Raw genomic sequence first — 17,227 nt, 5'->3', positions numbered from 1 at the left:
CGCCAAAGTCCTCACCCAGGAGGCGGTGACCGAGGCGCTGGGCGCCGACGTGCCGCCGCGGGATGCCGCCGAGCGGGTCACGTTCGCGACCTGGGCGATCGTCACCGGTAAGTCCCCGGGCGGTATCTTCAACGAGCTGCCCGCACTGGACGATGAAGTGGCCGAGAAGCTCGCCGCACGGCTGTCGGAGCGGGCCGAGGGCATCATCACCGTCGACGACGTAAAGTCGGCCGCCACCATCGAGGCGCTGGCGACCATCGTCCGCGACCACCTCGAAGAAGGGGTGGTGGACGGGTTCGTCCGCACCCTGCGGGCCCCTAAAGAAGGCTCGAATGCCGTGCCGCTGTTCGTCTTCCACCCGGCGGGCGGCTCAACGGTGGTCTACGAACCGCTGATGAAGCGGCTGCCCGCCGACACCCCGGTCTATGGCATCGAGCGGGTGGAAGGCTCCATCGAGGAGCGCGCCGCCGAGTACGTGCCCAAGCTGCTGGAGTTGCACGACGGTCCGTTCGCGCTGGCCGGCTGGTCACTGGGCGGGGCGCTGGCCTACGCCTGCGCGATCGGCCTCACCCGGGCCGGCGCCGACGTGCGCTACGTCGGGCTCATCGACCTGGTACTGCCCGGCGAGCCGATCGACCAGAGCAAGGAGGGCATGCGGGCGCGTTGGGACCGCTACGCCCGTTTCGCCGAGCGCACCTTCAACGTCGAGGTGCCCGAGATCCCCTATGAGGAGCTGGAGAAGCTCGACGACGAGGGCCAGGTGCGCTTCGTCCTCGATGTCGTCGCGCAGAGCGGCGTGCAGATCCCGGGCGGCATCATCGAGCACCAGCGCACGTCGTACCTGGACAACCGCGCCCTGGACACCATCGAGATCCAGCCCTACGACGGGCACGTCACGTTGTACATGGCCGACCGCTACCACGACGACGCCATCGTCTTCGAGCCCGCGTATGCCACCCGCAAGCCGGACGGCGGCTGGGGCGAGTACATCTCCGACCTGGAGATCGTGCCGATCGGGGGCGAGCATATTCAGGCCATCGATGAGCCGTACATTGCCAAAGTGGGCGCGCACATGAGCGAGGCGCTCAACCGCATCGAAGGAAAGTAGGCGCGCGTGACCGGCCAACCCCCGCCACCCGTCCCCCCTGAAGATCTCCCACCCGTCCTGCCCAAGACCACCGCCGAACTGCTGGCTGAGCTCCGCGAGAAGCTGGAGCTCGCCAAGGAGCCCGGCGGTGAGAAGGCCGTCGCCAAGCGGGAGAAGAAGGGCATCCCCAGTGCCCGCGCCCGGATCAATGCGCTGCTGGACCCGGGCAGCTTCATGGAGATCGGCGCGCTGTGCAAGACCCCCGGCGACCCGAATGCGCTCTACGGCGACGGCGTGGTGACCGGCCACGGCCGGATCAACGGCCGGCCGGTCTGCGTGTTCAGCCACGACCAGACCGTGTTCCAGGGATCGGTCGGGGAGATGTTCGGCCGCAAGGTGGCGGCGCTGATGGAGTGGGCCGCCAAGACCGGCTGCCCGATGATCGGCATCAACGACTCCGCCGGCGCCCGCATCCAGGACGCGGTGACCTCACTGGCCTGGTACGCCGAGCTGGGCCGTCGCCATGAACTGCTGCGCGGCCTAGTGCCGGAGATCTCCATCATCTTGGGCAAATGCGCTGGCGGAGCGGTGTATTCGCCGATCCAGACCGACCTGGTGGTGGCGGTACGCGACCAGGGCTACATGTTCGTCACCGGTCCGGACGTCATCAAGGACGTCACCGGTGAGGACGTCACCCTCGACGAGTTGGGCGGCGCCGACGCACAGGCCCGCTACGGCAACATCCACCAGGTGGTCGAGGACGAGGCGGCGGCGTTCCAGTACGTCCGGGACTACCTGTCGTTCCTGCCGTCGAACACCTTTGACGACCCGCCGATCGTCAACCCGGGCCTGGAACCGGAGATCACCCCGCACGACCTGGAGCTGGATGCCATCGTGCCCGACTCCGACAACACCGCCTACGACATGCACGAGATCCTGCTGCGGATCTTCGACGACGGCGACATCTTCGAGGTCGGTCAGCAACGCGGCCAGGCGATGATCACCGCGTTCGCCCGGGTCGACGGACATCCGGTCGGGGTGATCGCCAACCAGCCGATGTACATGTCCGGTGCCATCGACAACGAGGCCTCGGACAAGTCGGCCGGCTTCATCCGATTCTGCGACTCCTACAACTTGCCACTGGTCTTCGTCGTCGACACTCCGGGATTCCTGCCCGGTGTGGAGCAGGAAAAGGGCGGGATCATCAAGCGCGGCGGCCGGTTCCTCAACGCGGTGGTGGAGGCCGATGTGCCGAAGGTGACCATCACCATTCGCAAGTCCTACGGCGGCGCCTATGCGGTGATGGGTTCCAAGCAGCTCTCCGCCGACCTCAACTTCGCCTGGCCCACCGCCCGGATCACCGTGATCGGCGCCGAGGGCGCGGCGCAGCTGCTGATGAAGCGGTTCCCGGACCCCACCACGCCGGAGGCACAGAAGGTCAAGGCGGACTTCATCGCCGGCTACAACGAGAACATGGCGATTCCGTGGGTGGCCGCCGAGCGCGGTTACATCGACGGGGTGATCCAGCCGCACGAGACCCGGCTGCTGCTGCGCAAGTCGCTGCGCCTGCTGGCCGACAAGCAGAACACCCGCAAGGTGCAGCGCAAGCACGGCCTGCTGCCCATCTAGGCGAGTCTTGCTAGGCGCAGTCTTGCCGCGAGCGTGCGGGTCCCCGGCCGACACGCCGAGCGCGCGGCCGGATCCGCGCACGCTCGCGCCCGGGCTGGTGTTGCTTCGCGGATGCACGGGCGGCATCAGGTCAACGACGCATGGATGACGCCGCTGTGCTGGCCTGCACCGGCCGGCGGGCCGTCCACGCATTAAGTTAACCTTCAGCGTTTGGTGTCGACCGGCTACGGCGCGCTGTTATAACGCCTGGTCAAGCCGCAAATCATCGTCCGACGATACTAAATTTGACATAACAGAGTGTGATTGGAATCATCCAGTCGACAACGGTCCGTTGATCTGCGGACGTGCGACCGCGGCGAGGAAGTCGGGATGTTTGATGTAGTCGCGGCACGCTCCGGGCGCCGCACACCAGGCCTGCTAGCCGCGCTGGGCGCCGTCACCTTGGTCGCTGGACTCACCGGCGCCCCGCAGCTGACGTCGCTGCCGGCGGCGCCCGCTCAGGTCGGCGTGCTGCTGTCCGCCGGCACCGATTCACTCGCGGATTCGAACATTGCGCTGATCATGGGGCCCAGCATGATCCCGACCCCGAGCCAGCAGTACGCCGATATCGTGAACGACCTCTTTTTGCAGCCGCGCGGTTTCGCCGGCGAACTCGAGGTACTGACCACGCCGGAGGCACCCTATTTGCTGGATGACTCCATGGCCGAGGGCGCGCAGGCTCTGGTCGACCGAGTGCAGAGCCTGATCGCGGACGGGCAGGCCGGCGCCGATAACCCGGTGACGGTCTTCGGCTACTCGCAGAGCGCCGCGCTGACCACGCTGGCCATGCAGCAACTCTATGACGCCGGGGTGTCGACTGACGCCGTGCGCTTCGTGTTGATCGGCGATTCGGCGAACCCGAACGGCGGCCTGCTGGTCGGTTTCGAAGAGATGCAGGACTTCTACGACGCCATGCGAGATTCCGGCGTCACGTTGGGCAACCCGACGCCCAACGATCTGTACGCCACCGACATCTACACCTTGGAGTACGACGGCTACGCGGCCTTCCCGCACTACCCGCTGAACTTCCTGGCTACCCTGAACGCGATCATGGGTATGGCTACGCAGCACATGGCCTACCTCGGACTGACTTCCGAGCAGCGTGAGCAGGCGATCCTGCTGGAGTCCAGTCCCGACAGCCTGATCAACTCCTACATGGTTCCCAGCGAGCACCTCCCGCTGCTGTTGCCGCTGCTGTTCATGCCCGTGTTCGGAAAGCCGCTCTACGACCTGCTGGAACCGACCATGCGGATCCTGGTGAACCTCGGCTACGGCAACATCGAACACGGCTGGTATGACGGCCCGGCCGACCAGCCGACGATGTTCTCGCTCGATTCCCAGGACGTCGACTGGCCGGAGTTCAACGCCGCGTTAGCCGTGGCGGCGCAGACCGGCTGGGACAACTTCGTTGCCGGTTTGATGGACCCGGCAACCTATCAGTGGCTGGACCCGGCCGACGATCCCGCCTTCGCGAATTTGATTGCGGCCGGCGAGGCTATGGGCCTCGGCGGAGGTCCGGTGCCGGAGCTGCTCGAGAACTTGACGAACCTGATGTGGGAATCGCTGGTCGGCCAATACCTCGACCCGGCTTACTGGGCGGACGTCTCCTAAGGTCTCTTTCGCCGCGAGCTGGGCCCCGGCTCACTGCGAGTCGCGCTGCGCACACCGCGGCGCCCGCCGCAGTGAATGACCGGTATCGGACAGATAAGTGTTGCGTAACGCTTCTGCAACACCAGCCACTTTTGCATCAGACCAATTATCGTTTACCCCAGGCGATCCCACGCGGGACGAATCGTCGAGGTTCCAATTGGTCGGGGCCGCAAGGTGATTCCCGGCTGCGCGGATCGTCCCACAGAACCCGTGCGACGAGGGGGATGGCGTGTGTCCTAACGACGAAGAACGATGAGCCTGCTGTTGCCGGCGCCGCGGCCCGCGACGACAAGGCCGGCGGCGCCAAGGTCGGCGGCGCCGACGCCTGCTGCGCCGACCCCCGCGGCGCCAAGCGGCGGAAAACACCGCAGCGCTGCCGATGAACGCAACCGTGTGCTGCGCAAGGCGATTGTGGCGTCGGCGGTCGGCAACGCCACCGAGTGGTACGACTACGGCGTCTACGCCGTCGTGGCGACCTATCTCACCGGAGCATTCTTCCCCGACACGCTGGGCAATCTGGGCACCATGCTCGGCTTTGCGATCTCGTTCGTGCTGCGGCCGCTAGGTGGCATGGTCTGGGGTCCGATCGGTGACCGGTTCGGCAGAAAGTCGGTGCTGGTTGCGACCGTTCTGTTGATCGCGGTGGCGACCACCCTGATCGGCGTGCTGCCGACCTATGCCACCGCCGGTTGGTGGGCGCCGGGCCTGCTGATCGCGCTGCGCGTCGTGCAGGGGTTCTCGACCGGCGGCGAATACGGTGGCGCTGCAACGTTCATGGCCGAAAGCGCACCGGATGCCAAGCGCGGCACCTATGGCAGTTTCCTGGAATTCGGTGCGGTGGCGGGTTTCGTGTTCGGCAGCGCGGTCGTGCTCGCGCTCGAGGCGATGTTCACCCATGAGCAGATGGCCGCCTGGGGTTGGCGGATCCCCTTCCTGTTGGCCCTGCCCCTGGGCGTGGTCGGCCTGGTGCTGCGCAGCAGGATGGAAGAGACGCCGGTGTTCACCGAATGCGTTGCCTGCGAGGAGATCACCGGCTCGGCCTGGGAGCGCCTGGTGGACCTGACGACCAACTACACCAGGCCGATCCTGGTGACGTTCGCGTTGTTCGTCGTGCTGAACATCATCGACTACACCCTGGTGACGTATCAGCCGACCTACCTGCACGCGACGGCCGGACTCGACGAGCGCAGCCGGACCACCGTGGTGCTGATCGGGCAGTTGGCGACGATGGCCTGCATCCCGTTCGCCGGCGCCTGGTCGGACCGGGTCGGACGAAAACCGCTGTGGCGAGCGTCGCTGCTGGGGTTCGCCGTGCTGGCGCTGCCGATGTACTGGCTGATGGGACACGGGTTTGCCTTCGCGCTGTTGGGTTTCACGGTGCTCAGTGTGCTGTTCGCCGCGCCCCTGGCAACGGTGTCGGCGACGTTCCCGGCGTTGTTCCCCACCCAGGTGCGTTACGCAGGGTTTGCGATCGCCGACAACGCCGCGGTCGCGGTGTTCGGCGGCACCGCACCGGTATTGGCCGACTCGGTGATCGAACGCACCGGATGGCAACTCTTTCCGGCCGCCTACCTGGTATTTGCAGCGCTGATCGGGCTCGTCGTGCTGCGGTTCCTGCCGGAAACGCTCGGATACTCGCTGCGCGGTACCGGAGTGCCGGGCGTGCCGGGCGAGCTCGAGCGCGAGTTGTCGGTGCTGACCGCGGAGGAATCGGCCCGCGCGCGCCGCCGGAACCCGGCGTTCGACGAGGTGTGGGCCGTCGACAAGTACGTCCGGCCGCGGCAGCGGACACCCGCCGGCTACCGGGGCGTCCCGCAGCTCGCCGGAGTGAGCGGCCCGCGGATCAGGGTGTGATCACTCGCATGCCGTACAGGTAGGTGGTCAGGTACTCCTCGATCACCGGCGCCCGCATCTGTTTGGCGTCGGGGATGGTGATGAGCAGGGCGTAAAGGCCGACCAGAAACGAGATGCCGTTGTGCATGACGTCGACGTCGGCCGGGATCTCGCCTCGGTCGCGGGCCCGCTGCAGTTCCTCGATGACCGCGACGATGACCGGGTGGGTGGGCCACACCTCGGTTGGCGGCCGGGTGGGCGAGAAGTGCAGCACCAGCAGGTCTTTGAACAGGTGACCGCCGAGTCGGCGTTCTAGCTTCTCCAGCACGTGGACGATCTGTGCGAGGGTGGCCCGTACATCGTGGTCGCGGCTGAAGAAGCGGGTGAGTTCCCCGGCCATGCGCACCTCCTCGCGGTGCTCCAGCTCCAGCAGGACGTGTTCCTTGGTGGGGAAGTGGAAGAAGAACGTGCCGTGGGCGACGCCCGCGGCCGCGACGACGGCGCCGATGTCGGCGGCGGCCATGCCGGCGCGTTTGAACTCGGCGAGCGCCGCGCCGAGCAACCGCTCGCGGGTCTGCAGACCCTTGCGGCCCCGGCTCTCGGTCCTTGAATTCGGCACTGCGGTCAACTCCGGCTTCGGCGAACTGGTTCGGTCGAGTCTAGACCACCATTAACTGACTCGAATCAGAATTAGGCTTGGCAACCGCGGCCGGGACCGCTACGGTACGGAGGACGTTAAGGCCGGTGCCGCAACGTGTACTACGCGGAATGCGGCGGGCCGCAGGCCAGCGGCAGCGACGCAAAAGCTGACTCAAGTCATTTCGGAGGGGTTCGGTGCAGATTCTCGAGGAAGTCCAAGACCTGCCCAGCGCAGGCAATATCAAGGCCCAGTGGGTCAGCCTGTGGACCGGACCGGCGGTTGGTGCCGTACTGGTGGTGGCCTTGCTGGCGTTCCCCGGCTTCTTTCCGCCGATGTCGCCGACCATGACCGCCGAGCAGGTTGCACGGTTCTATACCGAGCACACCGACTGGATCCGGTTCAGCCAGATCACGTTCAACCTGTGCGGGATCATGCTGCTGCCGTTCTTCATGGTGATCGTCGTCCAGATGAAGCGCATGAAGACGCAGAGCCACATCTTCGCCTACTGCTACCTGACGGCGATCGTCAGCGGCGCCACCATCTTTGCGCTGTCCAACGTCTTCTTTCTGGTCGCGGCATTCCGCCCGGACCGCAACCCCGAGCTGACGTTGCTCCTCAACGACTTGGCCTGGATCGTGTTCATCGCACCGATCGGCATGGTGTTGGCGCAATTCCTGCTGGTGGCCGCCGCGGTCCACTTCGACGACGGGCCGGATCCGGTGTTCCCGCGCTGGGTCGGCCCCTATTCGCTGGCGACCGGTCTGGCGATGATCCCGGCAGCAGGCGCGGCGGTCTGGCAGACCGGTCCGTTGGCCTGGGATGGGCTGCTGTCGTTCTGGCTGCGCAACGGGGCGTTCGCGGCGTTCGTGGTGGTGATGTTCTTCGTGCTGCGTCGTGCGGTGCTGCGCCAGGCCGTTGCAGACGGCGTCGTCGACGAAGTGGTGGCCGGGTGAATCTGCTGACCCCAGACCGGTATGTCGTCACCGCGGCGGGCGCCCCGGCCGGCAAACCCGATGTGCGCTTTTTGACCTGGTTCTTCCCGGTCTGGTACACCGTCTTCGGCATCATCATCTGCGTGTTGACCCGGGTGACACCGCCACCGCGGCCGGACGTCACGACGGCTGGGAAGGTCGCGTTCTTCACCGAACATCAACTGACCATCCAGATCGGGTTCGTCCTGCTGCTGATCCTGCTGGGCGGTGCCCCGCTGACCAACGGCCTGGTCATGTACCACATGAAACGGATGTCGGTGGGGTCGGTGTTCGCCTACGGCTATATCGGCGGCATGAGCGTCGGTGCGCTGCCCGGGTTCCTGCTGGTCGGCGTCTGCTATCTGACCGCGACGTTTCGGCCCGACCGTGATCCGGAACTGATCGGCTGGCTCTACGATCTGGGCAATCTGTCCTACAACGGGTCGCTGGGTTGCTTCACCACCGCCTACGTGGTGCTGGCCATCGCGGTCCTGTACGACAAGAACAATGTTTTTCCGAAATGGTTTGGCTACGTGACGGTTTGGCAGGTCATCACCGAGGTCATCGCCACCCAGTTCTTCCTGTTCTACTCCGGGCCGCTCGCCTGGAACGGTGTGCTCAGCCTTTGGTGGGCGGTCGTGGTGTTCTCGGTCTGGCTGGGTGCGCTGATCTTCGTCCTCCGCCAGGCCACCGTAGCTGAACCGGTCGACTCGCCGGGCCTGGACTGAGGATCGGAAGGACAAGTCTGATGCTGCAACTTGAAGTTCCCACCGCACCGCGGACCCGACTGCCCGGTGACGGTCACATCTGGGTGATGGTGCTGGGCGATCTGGTGATCTTCACCGGCTACTTCATCATCTTCATGGTCTACCGGACCATGAATCCGGCTGAGTTCCTTGCGGCCCAACAACATCTCAACGTCAACATCGGTGTGATCAACACCGTGGTGCTGTTGACCAGTTCCTGGTTCGTGGCCCGCAGTGTGCTGGCCGCCAGGGCCGGAAACCACCGCTCGGCGGTGCGGTTCGTCTATCTGGGGGCAGCCGGCGGGGTGTTGTTCATGGTGCTGAAGGGCTACGAATGGGCCGCCAAGATCAGTACCGGGAACACCAACTCCGACCTGTTCTTCTCGTTCTACTACGTGATCACCGGTGTGCACCTGGTTCACGTGCTGATCGGACTGATTGCGCTTGGCGTCGTTGTCCGGGAGTTGGGCAACCCGGGCCGGCGCCGGCCCGTGGTCGTCGAGTCGGCAGCAATTTACTGGCACATGGTGGATCTGTTGTGGGTCATCATCTTTGGCCTGCTCTACGTGATGAGGTGAGCATGACGGTTTTTGGCTATCGCGAACATCGGCACGAGACCGAGCGGTCGTTGACCTGGGTCTGGGTCGTGCTGGTGGCGATCACCATCGGGTCGTGGACCCTGGCGCCGGCGCACCTGACGCACGCCGCGCAGGCCAGTGTGCCGGTGACCGCGCTCGTGCTGGCGCTGGCGTTCGTCAAGTCGCGCATGATCATCGGCCATTTCATGGAAGTCCTCACCGCGCCGCGCTGGCTGCGGTACGCCACCGACGGCTGGCTGGCCGCGTTGATCGCGACGGTCTTCGTGATCTATCTGTTCTGAGCTATCCGCTGCGGGCGCGAGCGTGCGCAGTTGTACGCTAAAATCGGCGTGTCGCTGGGCAAACACGCACGCTCGCGCCTAGAGGACTCAGGCTTTGATGCGGATTTCGCCCGGTGTCCACCAGCCACTGCGGGTGGCCCTGCCCAGCTCCAACTCGGCCGGCGAGGCCGGCACCACTTCCTCGAACTTGCGCAGCGAGCCCCAATCGCGGCCCCAGTCGTGGTTGAGATACGTCGCCATCACGTGTGCCCGCAGCAGCATGTCGGAGATGCCGAGCAATCCGCCGTTGACCCCGTCCTGCCAGGTGTCGGTGTCTTGCTTCTTGGCGTTGTAGTCCGGGGTGATCCGGTACTTGGGTACCTCGGTGACGCCGTTGGCGTGCAGCATCGGGTGCTGACACGGGAACGCCAGGCCGACGGCCCAGTCCAGCAGTACCGGCTGCTCGGAGCCGATGTACTCCTGGATGGTCTTCACCTCCGGCAGCCGCGGCGGGGTGAACGCGATCCAGTCCCGCGGGTTCAGCGACTTGTCCACCGCCACAATGCGAACCGCGACCGCGTCGGCCGGAATCTGCTTGCGCGGGTAGCGCAGGTTGCGCCACATCCGCGGCCACTCGCCGAACAGGTCGTAGGGCACCAGCCGCCCGCCGGGCACCACGGCGCCGTCCGGCCCGGGCAGCCCGTACTCCAGTTGCACGTCCTGGCCGGTGGTGTAGCCCTTGAGGACGCTGTTGCCGGCGATGGTCCCCGCCGCGGTCACCGCCAGCAGCGGATGCGCGTCATCGGCCGGCGGCAGGGCGTACCACGCCGACGTCAGCTTGGACTCCTGCTGGCCATCGGTCGAGTAGCTGCCGGCCAGCGGGATCCGCGCCGGGTCAAGACCGTAGGGCAACGGGACGGTCGAGCCGTTGATGCCTGCCGTTGTCAGCTTCTTCGGGGCGTCCCAGTCGTAGTCGGTGCCGGGCTGGGTGATGCTCATCCGCAGCGACTCGGCCACGATCTTCTCCGGCACCCCGCTGGCGGTGAACCCGACCGGGTCGACACCGCCCAGCGGGCCCAGTTCGCCGTACATTCCCGGCAGCGGGGTCAGCGCACCGTCATTGGGGTCGGGCTCGACCAGCACGTTGTCGGCCTGCCCGCAGCCGCCCACGAAGGCCCGCACGTTGGCCAGACCGTTGGAGTAGCTCGGGTATTCGCGGACGATGCCGATCGCCATCGAGGCCACGAACACGCACACCATGAAGCCGGCCGCCACCGGCACCGGGGCGGCTGTCAAGGCCCGAGCCACGCGGCCCTCGCCGCGGTCGCGGGGCGCGAAGTGCAGCCAGGCCGCCCACCCCGCCGTGATAGCGAACAGCGCGAAAAAGATCGTGCTGACGGTGACGCCACCGATGCGCGGCATGTCGGCGTTGAACGGCACCCCGTAGCTCGAGACGTACCACCAGCCGTTGGTGGTGGCGAAACACAGTGCCAGCACGAACAGCACCGCCGCGGCGAACGCCATCCGGTTACGCGACCAGCGCACCACCTGCCGGGATACCAGCACGGTCGTCAACGCGGCCATCGCTCCGGCCACCGCGGCGAACAGCCCGAAGTGGTGCACCCACTTGGTGGGGGCGAACATCAGCGAGAACATCGTGGCCAGGATGACGCCCATCAGCCGCCACACCGGGCCGCTGGCCACCCCGGCGATCCGCTTGCGCCGCAACATGATGAACATCGCAGTGAACAGGCACAGCGCACAGATCAGGAACCCGAACCGTCGTGACAGCGAACCGTCGACGGTCGGCAAAACCAGATAGTAGTAGCGCAGGTTTTCGGTGTACCAGGCCTGGCTGGGGCCGATCGCGGTGCGAATCCTGGTCGCCTCCAACACCGCCCGCACCGTCTGGTCGGCGAAGACCACGGTCAAAATCACCGCGCCGGCGGCCAGCAGTGGGGCCACCAGCGCCCAGGTGCCGTGAATCCGGTGCCGGCGCACCAGGATGCGCAGCAGCGGCCGCCCACCTGCCAGCAATGCTGCCACCGCGATCAGCCCGGTCGGCTGGATGCCCAGCGTGAACGCCGCGCAGATGATCGCCAGCGCCGCCGGGGTCAGCCGGCCGGAGATGATCGCCCGCTCCACCAGCACCCAGGTGATCAGCGCGCCGACCGCGATGATCCCCTCGGGCCGCAGGCCGTTGTTGAACGGCATCCACGCGGCCAGCAGCACCATCCCGGCCGCCCACAGCGCGGGCTTGCTGGCGGCCACCGCCGGACCGAACCGGGGCAGCACCTCGCGGCTGAGCAGCAGCCAGCACACCAACCCGGCCACCAGGTCCGGCAATCGGATCCAGATGCTGGCGTCGGAGACGTGCGTCATCAGCGCCAGTAGGTTGTAGTACCAGCCGAACGGGTCCTCCGGGCTGCCGAACCAGCGGAAGTAGTTGCTCATGTAGCCGGCGTGATCGGCCACCCGGGCCATGCCGAGGATGTAGCCGTCGTCGGACGAGTTCGCCCCGATCACGTACCAGACCACGAAGCCGAGCACCACCGCGACGTCGGCCAGCGAGAAGAATCGCCACCGCGACGGGATCAACCGGTGCATCCGGCGGCCGTCGAGCCGGTCGAGCCGCCACAGCGCCAGCACCGCGATCACGGTGGCCAGGATCGCCGCGAAGATCGCGGCCCGCTTCAAAGCCGTCGGCTGGGTGGAGAACCGGGTGTCGATGTCGGCGGTTAGCGAAAGACCTTCCGGCGCCGGGCCGCTCAGGTCGGAGAACACCCCGACGATCTGCGGGCGCAGGTTCGGGTCCGGCCAGCCGTAGCGTTGCGTGACCCCGCCGATGGTGGCGAAGGTGCCGTCGTGCGACGACGTGACCTCGATGTCGGTGCAGCCGGGGCCTTCCACTTTGGTTCGCGGCGCGGTGGCCAGCACCACGTTGCGGTCGGTGACATCGACCCGCTTCTCGGTGACGGTGATGAACAGCCCGTTGAGGGCGGCGTCCTTGCCCTTGGCCGGTGCGGTCGACACCAGCGTGCCGCCCTCGGCGGGCAGCTCACGGACCAGCGCGCACGGCGCTTTCACCGACATCGAGATCGGGGTCTGGGAGATCAATGGCGCGGTGACGCTGTGTAACTCGCCGTGCTGCGGCCAGTTCAGCGTCGCGGTGGTCTGCACCACCGGCAGCAGCGGGGTGGCCACCGACAGCAGGAAGCCGACCAGGCCGGCGACGATCGCTACCAGGCGCGTGGTGCGGATACTCATGGCAGTGCTCGAATCGGTCCGGGCCGGCTCCAGCCGGTAACGGTCATGGTGCCCTGGTCGATGACGGCATCGGGCGCGTCCTTGGCCGGGATCAGCCGGTGGTAGGCCTCCACCGCACCCCAGTCGCGATACCAGTCGTCACGCAGGTAGGTCGGCACCGTGGTGGTCCACAGCATCGCCTGGGTGATCATGAACGGCCCACCGTCCTCGCTCGCCTGCCACAGGTTCGACGACGCCGCGGTTTGTTTGTGGTCCGGCATGATCCGGTATTCGGGCAGTTCGGCGACTCCGAGGTGTTGGGCGAACGGCCGCTGGCACGGGAAGTTCGCCGCGACCGCGATGTCCATCAGCACCGGGGTCTGCGATCCCATCAGCTCAGTGATGGTCTGCACCACCGGCACCCGCGGCGGGGTGAACGCGATCCACTGTTCGGTGGACAGGTTGGGGTCATTGGCGACGATCCGCACGGTATCGGTGCCCGGCGGCGCCCAGGCCAGCGGGAAACGCAGGTTGCGCCAGGAGTTCTGCGGCCCGATGTCGATCGGCTCCACCTCGCCGGCGGATGTGACGCTGCCGTCCGGTCCGGTGATGCCCCATTCCAGTTTCAGCGGCTGGCCGTAGTCGAGCTTGCCGTCCTCGCCGTGCGACCAGATGGCGCCGGCGGCGCTGACCACAACAATGGGAGCCCGATCGGTGCCGCTTCCGTGTTCGGGCAGCCGGTACCAGACCGAGGTGGCGTGCGCGGCCACCTGCTCCTTGTACGACCCGAGCACCGGTGTGACGGCCGGGTCCAGCCCGAACGGCAGCGCCACCCGGGAACCGTTCACCCCGTCGGGGGCGTCGTCGGGAATCTTGCCGCCGGCGGTGCCCGCGGCGTCGCTCTGGTTGGCGCTGGGCTTGTTAGGGGAGGCGTCGGCGTTGGGCACCCCGGGCTTGGCGATCACCGCCAGCGAGGTGAGGTCGTCGTCGACGGCGTTGGGGTCGAAACCGTATGGGTCGGCGCCACCGAGCGGGCCCAGCTCGCCGTAGCGTTGTCCCGGGATCGGTTGCAGCAGACCGGCATTGGTATCGGGTTCGGCCAGCACGTCGTCGGCCATCCCGCAGGACGACAGGCCGGACAGTAGGGCGTCGGCGTTGGCCCGCGCGGTGGTGTAGGCCGGGTAGCGGCCGGCGGCGGCCTTGGCCATCGAGCCGACCATCAGCAGCACCATCAGGGTCGCGACGACCAGCAGCGGCGTCGACGCCAGGATCCGGTTACGCCGGGTGGCGGTGACCTGGGTGTGGCCGGCGTAGTCCAGCCGGAAGTGCTGCCAGCCGGCCAGCAGGCCGGTGGCGATCGAGGCCGCCAGGAACATCGACGTCACCGGGCGGCTGGCGATCACCGGCGGGATGTCGAACCACGGCACCCCGTAGCCGCCGACGTAGAACCAGCCGTTGACCCCCGAGGTCGCCCAGGCGACCAGGAACAGCAGCGCGGTCACATACAGCGTCATGTTGCGTCGGCTGTGCAGCCCCACGCGGGCGAAGGTGAAGGCGGTGACCGCGGCCAGTGCCCCGGCCAGCCCGGCGAACCCGCCGAACTGCACCGCCCACTTGGTCGGGGTGAACGTCAACAGCAGCAGGCCCACCGCCGTCGTCCCGATCAGCCGCCAGGCGGGCCCGCTGGCCACCCCGGCGATCCGGCCGCGCCGCAGCAGGATCACCAGCATGGCGAACATGCAGAACAGCAGCACCAGCACGGCGAACCGGCGGGTCATCGAGGCGTCGACGTTCTCCTCGACGGTTAAGAAGTAGTAGCGCAGGAACTCCTGATACCAGGCGATCGTCGGCCCGACCACGTATTTGATGCGGGCGGACTCGGCGACCGCGGCCAGCGTCTGCGACCGGCACACCACCACGGCGATGGTGGAGGCGGCCGCGGCCAGCACCGCCAGCGGGGCCAGGAGGCCGTCGGTGAGGCGCCGGGTTCGGATGACGGCTTCGATCTTGCGGGAGCCGGTCAGCAGCGGAGCCAGCGCGATCAGCCCGTGCGGGGCCAGCGTGACGGTGAAGACGGCCACCAGGATCGCGCATGCGGTCGGCACCAGCCGGCGGGTGGCGATGGTGTGTTCCACCAGCACCCAGACCACCAGGGTGCCCAGCGCGATCAGCGGCTCGGGGCGCAGGCCGTTGTTGAACGGCAGCCAGGCCGCGGCGAACATCATCGCGGCGGTGAACACCGCGATCCGGTTGCCCGACAGCCGGCCCAGCCGCGGCAGAATCCGGCGGCTGATGATCAGCCAGCAGGCCATGCCGGCCAGCGTGGCGGGCAGCCGCATCCACACCCCGGCGGTGCTGATGCTGCTCAGTTGCCCCAGCAGCGCCGGATACCAGTCGAAGGGGGCCTCGCTGGCGCCGAAGAATCGGTAGTAGTTGGCGACGTATCCCGCGTGCGCGACATTGCGCGCCATCGTCAGGTTGTAGCCGTCATCGCTGGAAATCGCGCCGATGACGTGCCACAGCGCCAGAATGCCCAGCACGCCGACGTCGGCCAGCCAAGTTATCGGGTTGGCCTTGAACCAGTGCCGCCAACTGCGCGGGGTGCGGTGGGTGTGGCGGCGGTCCAAGACCGCCAGCGCGATGATCGACGCCAGCACCGCCAGCACACCCAGGGCCATCACGGCGGCCTTGAGCGTCGTCGGGTTGGTGATGAAGCGGGTGTCGACGGCGATGTGCGCGCTCAAGCCGGGCTCCGGGCCGATTTTGAGCTCGGTGAAGATGCCGCCGATCTGCGGTTTGTTCTCGGGGGGCAGGCTGCCGGACGCGCCCGGTATGCCGACGAATTCGGCGCCGACGTCACCGGGGTTGGCCCACAGGCGCAGTTGGCTGCACTCGGCGATCTTGTCGCGGGGAGCGGCCGCGGCCACATGATCGCGGTAGGCGGCGAACACGGTGGTCTTGTTGGCACGAACGAACAGGCCGTGCGCGGTGGCATCGACGCCGCCGGCCGGCACGGTGGACAGCACCAGGCCACCGTTGGCGGGCAGCGTGGCGATGGCCGAGCAGGGAATGGTGATGTCCAGGCCGCGCGGTGCTCCGGAGACCAGCGGGGCGGTGACGTCGGTGACGTGGCCTTGTGCGTCGACGCCCTGCGGCCAGGCGATGGTGGCGGTGGTCTGTCGGGCCGGTAGCAGCGGCGTGATGCCGCACAGCAACACGCCGGCGATGCCGGCGACCACCGCGATCAGCCGGGCGAGTCGATAGCGGGGCTGGTCGTGGGGGGAGGACACGAGCCTCGATGTTATGCGACCGGGGTCCCGAAGCCGGGACCCCGTCCCGTCGCGCGGCCGGGAGATATGTGGTTGTTGCCCGCCTCCGAGCGACAACGCACGTTATGTCAGCTTGCGGGTGGCGGTCTGGCCGGCAGCCCGGGCGCGCAGCGCCATGACCCGCTGGTGGATCCGGTACTCGGTGCTTCGCGGCATGCCCGCCGGGCCGTAGAGTCCGCGGCCGCGCCGGTACACCCGACCGCGCTCGCGCTCCCAGCGCAGCGCATCCGAGATCGCCTTCGACGCCCGGCCGGGGACGGCGAAGCCGCGCGAGTCCAGTTCGGCCGCCAGTTCGGCGATGCTGCACCGGCCGTGGTGGAGAAGGTAGTGAGTCAGTACGTAACGCAGCTCGATGCCGCGCAGTGTGATCGCGTTCGTCATGACCGGACCCTGCCATCGCGGTCTGACACCATGACCGGCCCTTGCCATCGGGCCTGACACCATGACGAGCCGGCGCGGCTGGGTGTGGAACAGGCCGCTGCCCAGCTGGACCCGCCATCGCGGCCTGACATAACGCACGTTGTCGCTCGGAGGTGGGCAACAACCACCTGCCCGAGGTCCGGTTACGGCTGGGGCAGCTGGGACTCGCAGTCCGCAGCTGGGACTCGCGGTCCGCAGCGGGGACTCGCGGTCCGGAGGGTCAGTGCCGCAGCGGCGCCGGGCTCCACAGCCCGGAGCGGACCGCCGTGCCCAGATCCAGCTCGGCCGGCGTCGCCGCCGGGTAGTACGGCGTCAACTGCTGCAGCGCACCCCAGTCCCGGAACCAGTCGTGGTTCAGATAGCTGGGCACGGTGGTCGCGCGCACCAACAGCTCGGTGATGCCCAGCGGGCCACCGCCGTTGTTATCCATCACCGGCGAGTTCGCCTCGGCGCCGAACCGGTCCGGCAGGATCCGCCACTTGGGCACCTCGGTCACCCCGTTCTGGTGGCCGAACGGCCGCTGACACGGGAACGCCAGGCCCACCAGCCAATCCAGCAGTACCGGGTCCGACGACCCGACCACCTCCTGCAGGCTGCGCAGCTGCGGAACGCGCGGCGGCGTCACCGCGATCCAGTGCTGCGGCGCCAGGTCGTCGTCGCGGACCACCAACCGGATCCGGGTGGCCTCGGCCGGGATCGCCGACATCGGCGCACGCAGGTTGCGCCACGCCGGGACCGCACCGATGTCCCCGAACTGCACGGTGCCGCCCGGCTTGTC

13 protein-coding genes are annotated in these 17,227 nt (G+C 67.5%); 8 read left to right on the top strand and 5 right to left on the bottom strand.

Annotated elements, in window-relative coordinates; all coding sequences use genetic code 11:
• The 4 genes from DQP56_RS16540 to DQP56_RS16525 all read left to right on the top strand — a co-directional run.
• On the top strand, nt 1-1,108 hold a 1,108-nt coding region (locus DQP56_RS16540), incomplete at its 5' end, for a thioesterase domain-containing protein (protein WP_234825705.1).
• Between the two features lie 6 nt (nt 1,109-1,114).
• A complete protein-coding gene (locus DQP56_RS16535) occupies nt 1,115-2,716 on the top strand; it encodes an acyl-CoA carboxylase subunit beta (RefSeq protein WP_112687219.1) in 1,602 nt (533 codons plus the stop codon).
• A gap of 369 nt (nt 2,717-3,085) precedes the next feature.
• Entirely contained in the window at nt 3,086-4,366 is a 1,281-nt protein-coding gene (locus tag DQP56_RS16530; RefSeq protein WP_234825704.1) for a PE-PPE domain-containing protein, read from the top strand.
• A 291-nt stretch (nt 4,367-4,657) separates the two neighbouring features.
• The gene (locus DQP56_RS16525) at nt 4,658-6,259 is read left to right on the top strand and encodes an MFS transporter (RefSeq protein WP_112687217.1); all 1,602 of its coding nucleotides are present in this window, start codon (nt 4,658-4,660) and stop codon (nt 6,257-6,259) included.
• On the opposite strand, the gene DQP56_RS16520 is transcribed toward DQP56_RS16525, so the two are convergent.
• Nucleotides 6,249-6,857 carry a TetR family transcriptional regulator gene (locus DQP56_RS16520; RefSeq protein ID WP_112687215.1) on the bottom strand — a complete coding sequence of 203 codons (609 nt, stop codon included), beginning with the start codon at nt 6,855-6,857 and terminating at the stop codon, nt 6,249-6,251. The genes DQP56_RS16525 and DQP56_RS16520 overlap by 11 nt on opposite strands.
• 215 nt (nt 6,858-7,072) lie before the next feature.
• Between DQP56_RS16520 and DQP56_RS16515 the strand changes: the two genes are divergently transcribed.
• Genes DQP56_RS16515 through DQP56_RS16500 form a run of 4 tightly spaced genes read left to right on the top strand, consistent with a single transcriptional unit; the run spans nt 7,073 to nt 9,475 of the window.
• The gene (locus DQP56_RS16515; RefSeq protein WP_112687213.1) at nt 7,073-7,831 is read left to right on the top strand and encodes a hypothetical protein; all 759 of its coding nucleotides are present in this window, start codon (nt 7,073-7,075) and stop codon (nt 7,829-7,831) included.
• On the top strand, nt 7,828-8,577 hold the full coding sequence (locus DQP56_RS16510) for a hypothetical protein (protein ID WP_112687211.1): 750 nt from the start codon (nt 7,828-7,830) through the stop codon (nt 8,575-8,577). Before DQP56_RS16515 ends, DQP56_RS16510 begins: the two co-directional genes overlap by 4 nt.
• Before the next feature lie 20 nt (nt 8,578-8,597).
• Nucleotides 8,598-9,173 (top strand): cytochrome c oxidase subunit 3 family protein, encoded by a 576-nt coding sequence (locus DQP56_RS16505; RefSeq protein ID WP_112687209.1) that lies wholly within the window; start codon nt 8,598-8,600, stop codon nt 9,171-9,173.
• 2 nt (nt 9,174-9,175) lie between these two features.
• Nucleotides 9,176-9,475: a cytochrome C oxidase subunit IV family protein gene (locus DQP56_RS16500; RefSeq protein WP_112687207.1), complete on the top strand. Its 300-nt coding sequence runs from the start codon at nt 9,176-9,178 to the stop codon at nt 9,473-9,475.
• An 87-nt stretch (nt 9,476-9,562) separates the two neighbouring features.
• Here DQP56_RS16500 and DQP56_RS16495 read toward each other — a convergent pair whose 3' ends face one another.
• The 4 genes from DQP56_RS16495 to DQP56_RS16480 form a co-directional block, all read right to left on the bottom strand.
• On the bottom strand, nt 9,563-12,721 hold the full coding sequence (locus DQP56_RS16495) for an arabinosyltransferase domain-containing protein (RefSeq protein WP_112687205.1): 3,159 nt from the start codon (nt 12,719-12,721) through the stop codon (nt 9,563-9,565).
• Nucleotides 12,718-15,990, bottom strand: a complete 3,273-nt coding sequence (locus DQP56_RS16490) for an arabinosyltransferase domain-containing protein (protein WP_112687203.1) — start codon at nt 15,988-15,990, stop codon at nt 12,718-12,720. The genes DQP56_RS16495 and DQP56_RS16490 overlap by 4 nt, the downstream gene beginning before the upstream one ends.
• A 102-nt stretch (nt 15,991-16,092) precedes the next feature.
• Nucleotides 16,093-16,410, bottom strand: coding sequence for a hypothetical protein (locus DQP56_RS16485; protein ID WP_112687201.1), 318 nt, complete (start codon nt 16,408-16,410; stop codon nt 16,093-16,095).
• 259 nt (nt 16,411-16,669) lie between these two features.
• Nucleotides 16,670-17,227 (bottom strand): arabinosyltransferase C-terminal domain-containing protein (locus tag DQP56_RS16480; protein WP_205868898.1); only part of this gene is annotated, 558 nt, incomplete at its 5' end.

Origin of the sequence: Mycolicibacter senuensis (assembly GCF_003284925.1) — a bacterium.
In the GTDB taxonomy this organism is placed as follows: domain Bacteria; phylum Actinomycetota; class Actinomycetes; order Mycobacteriales; family Mycobacteriaceae; genus Mycobacterium; species Mycobacterium algericum_A.
This window is presented reverse-complemented; position numbering and strand designations above follow the sequence as displayed.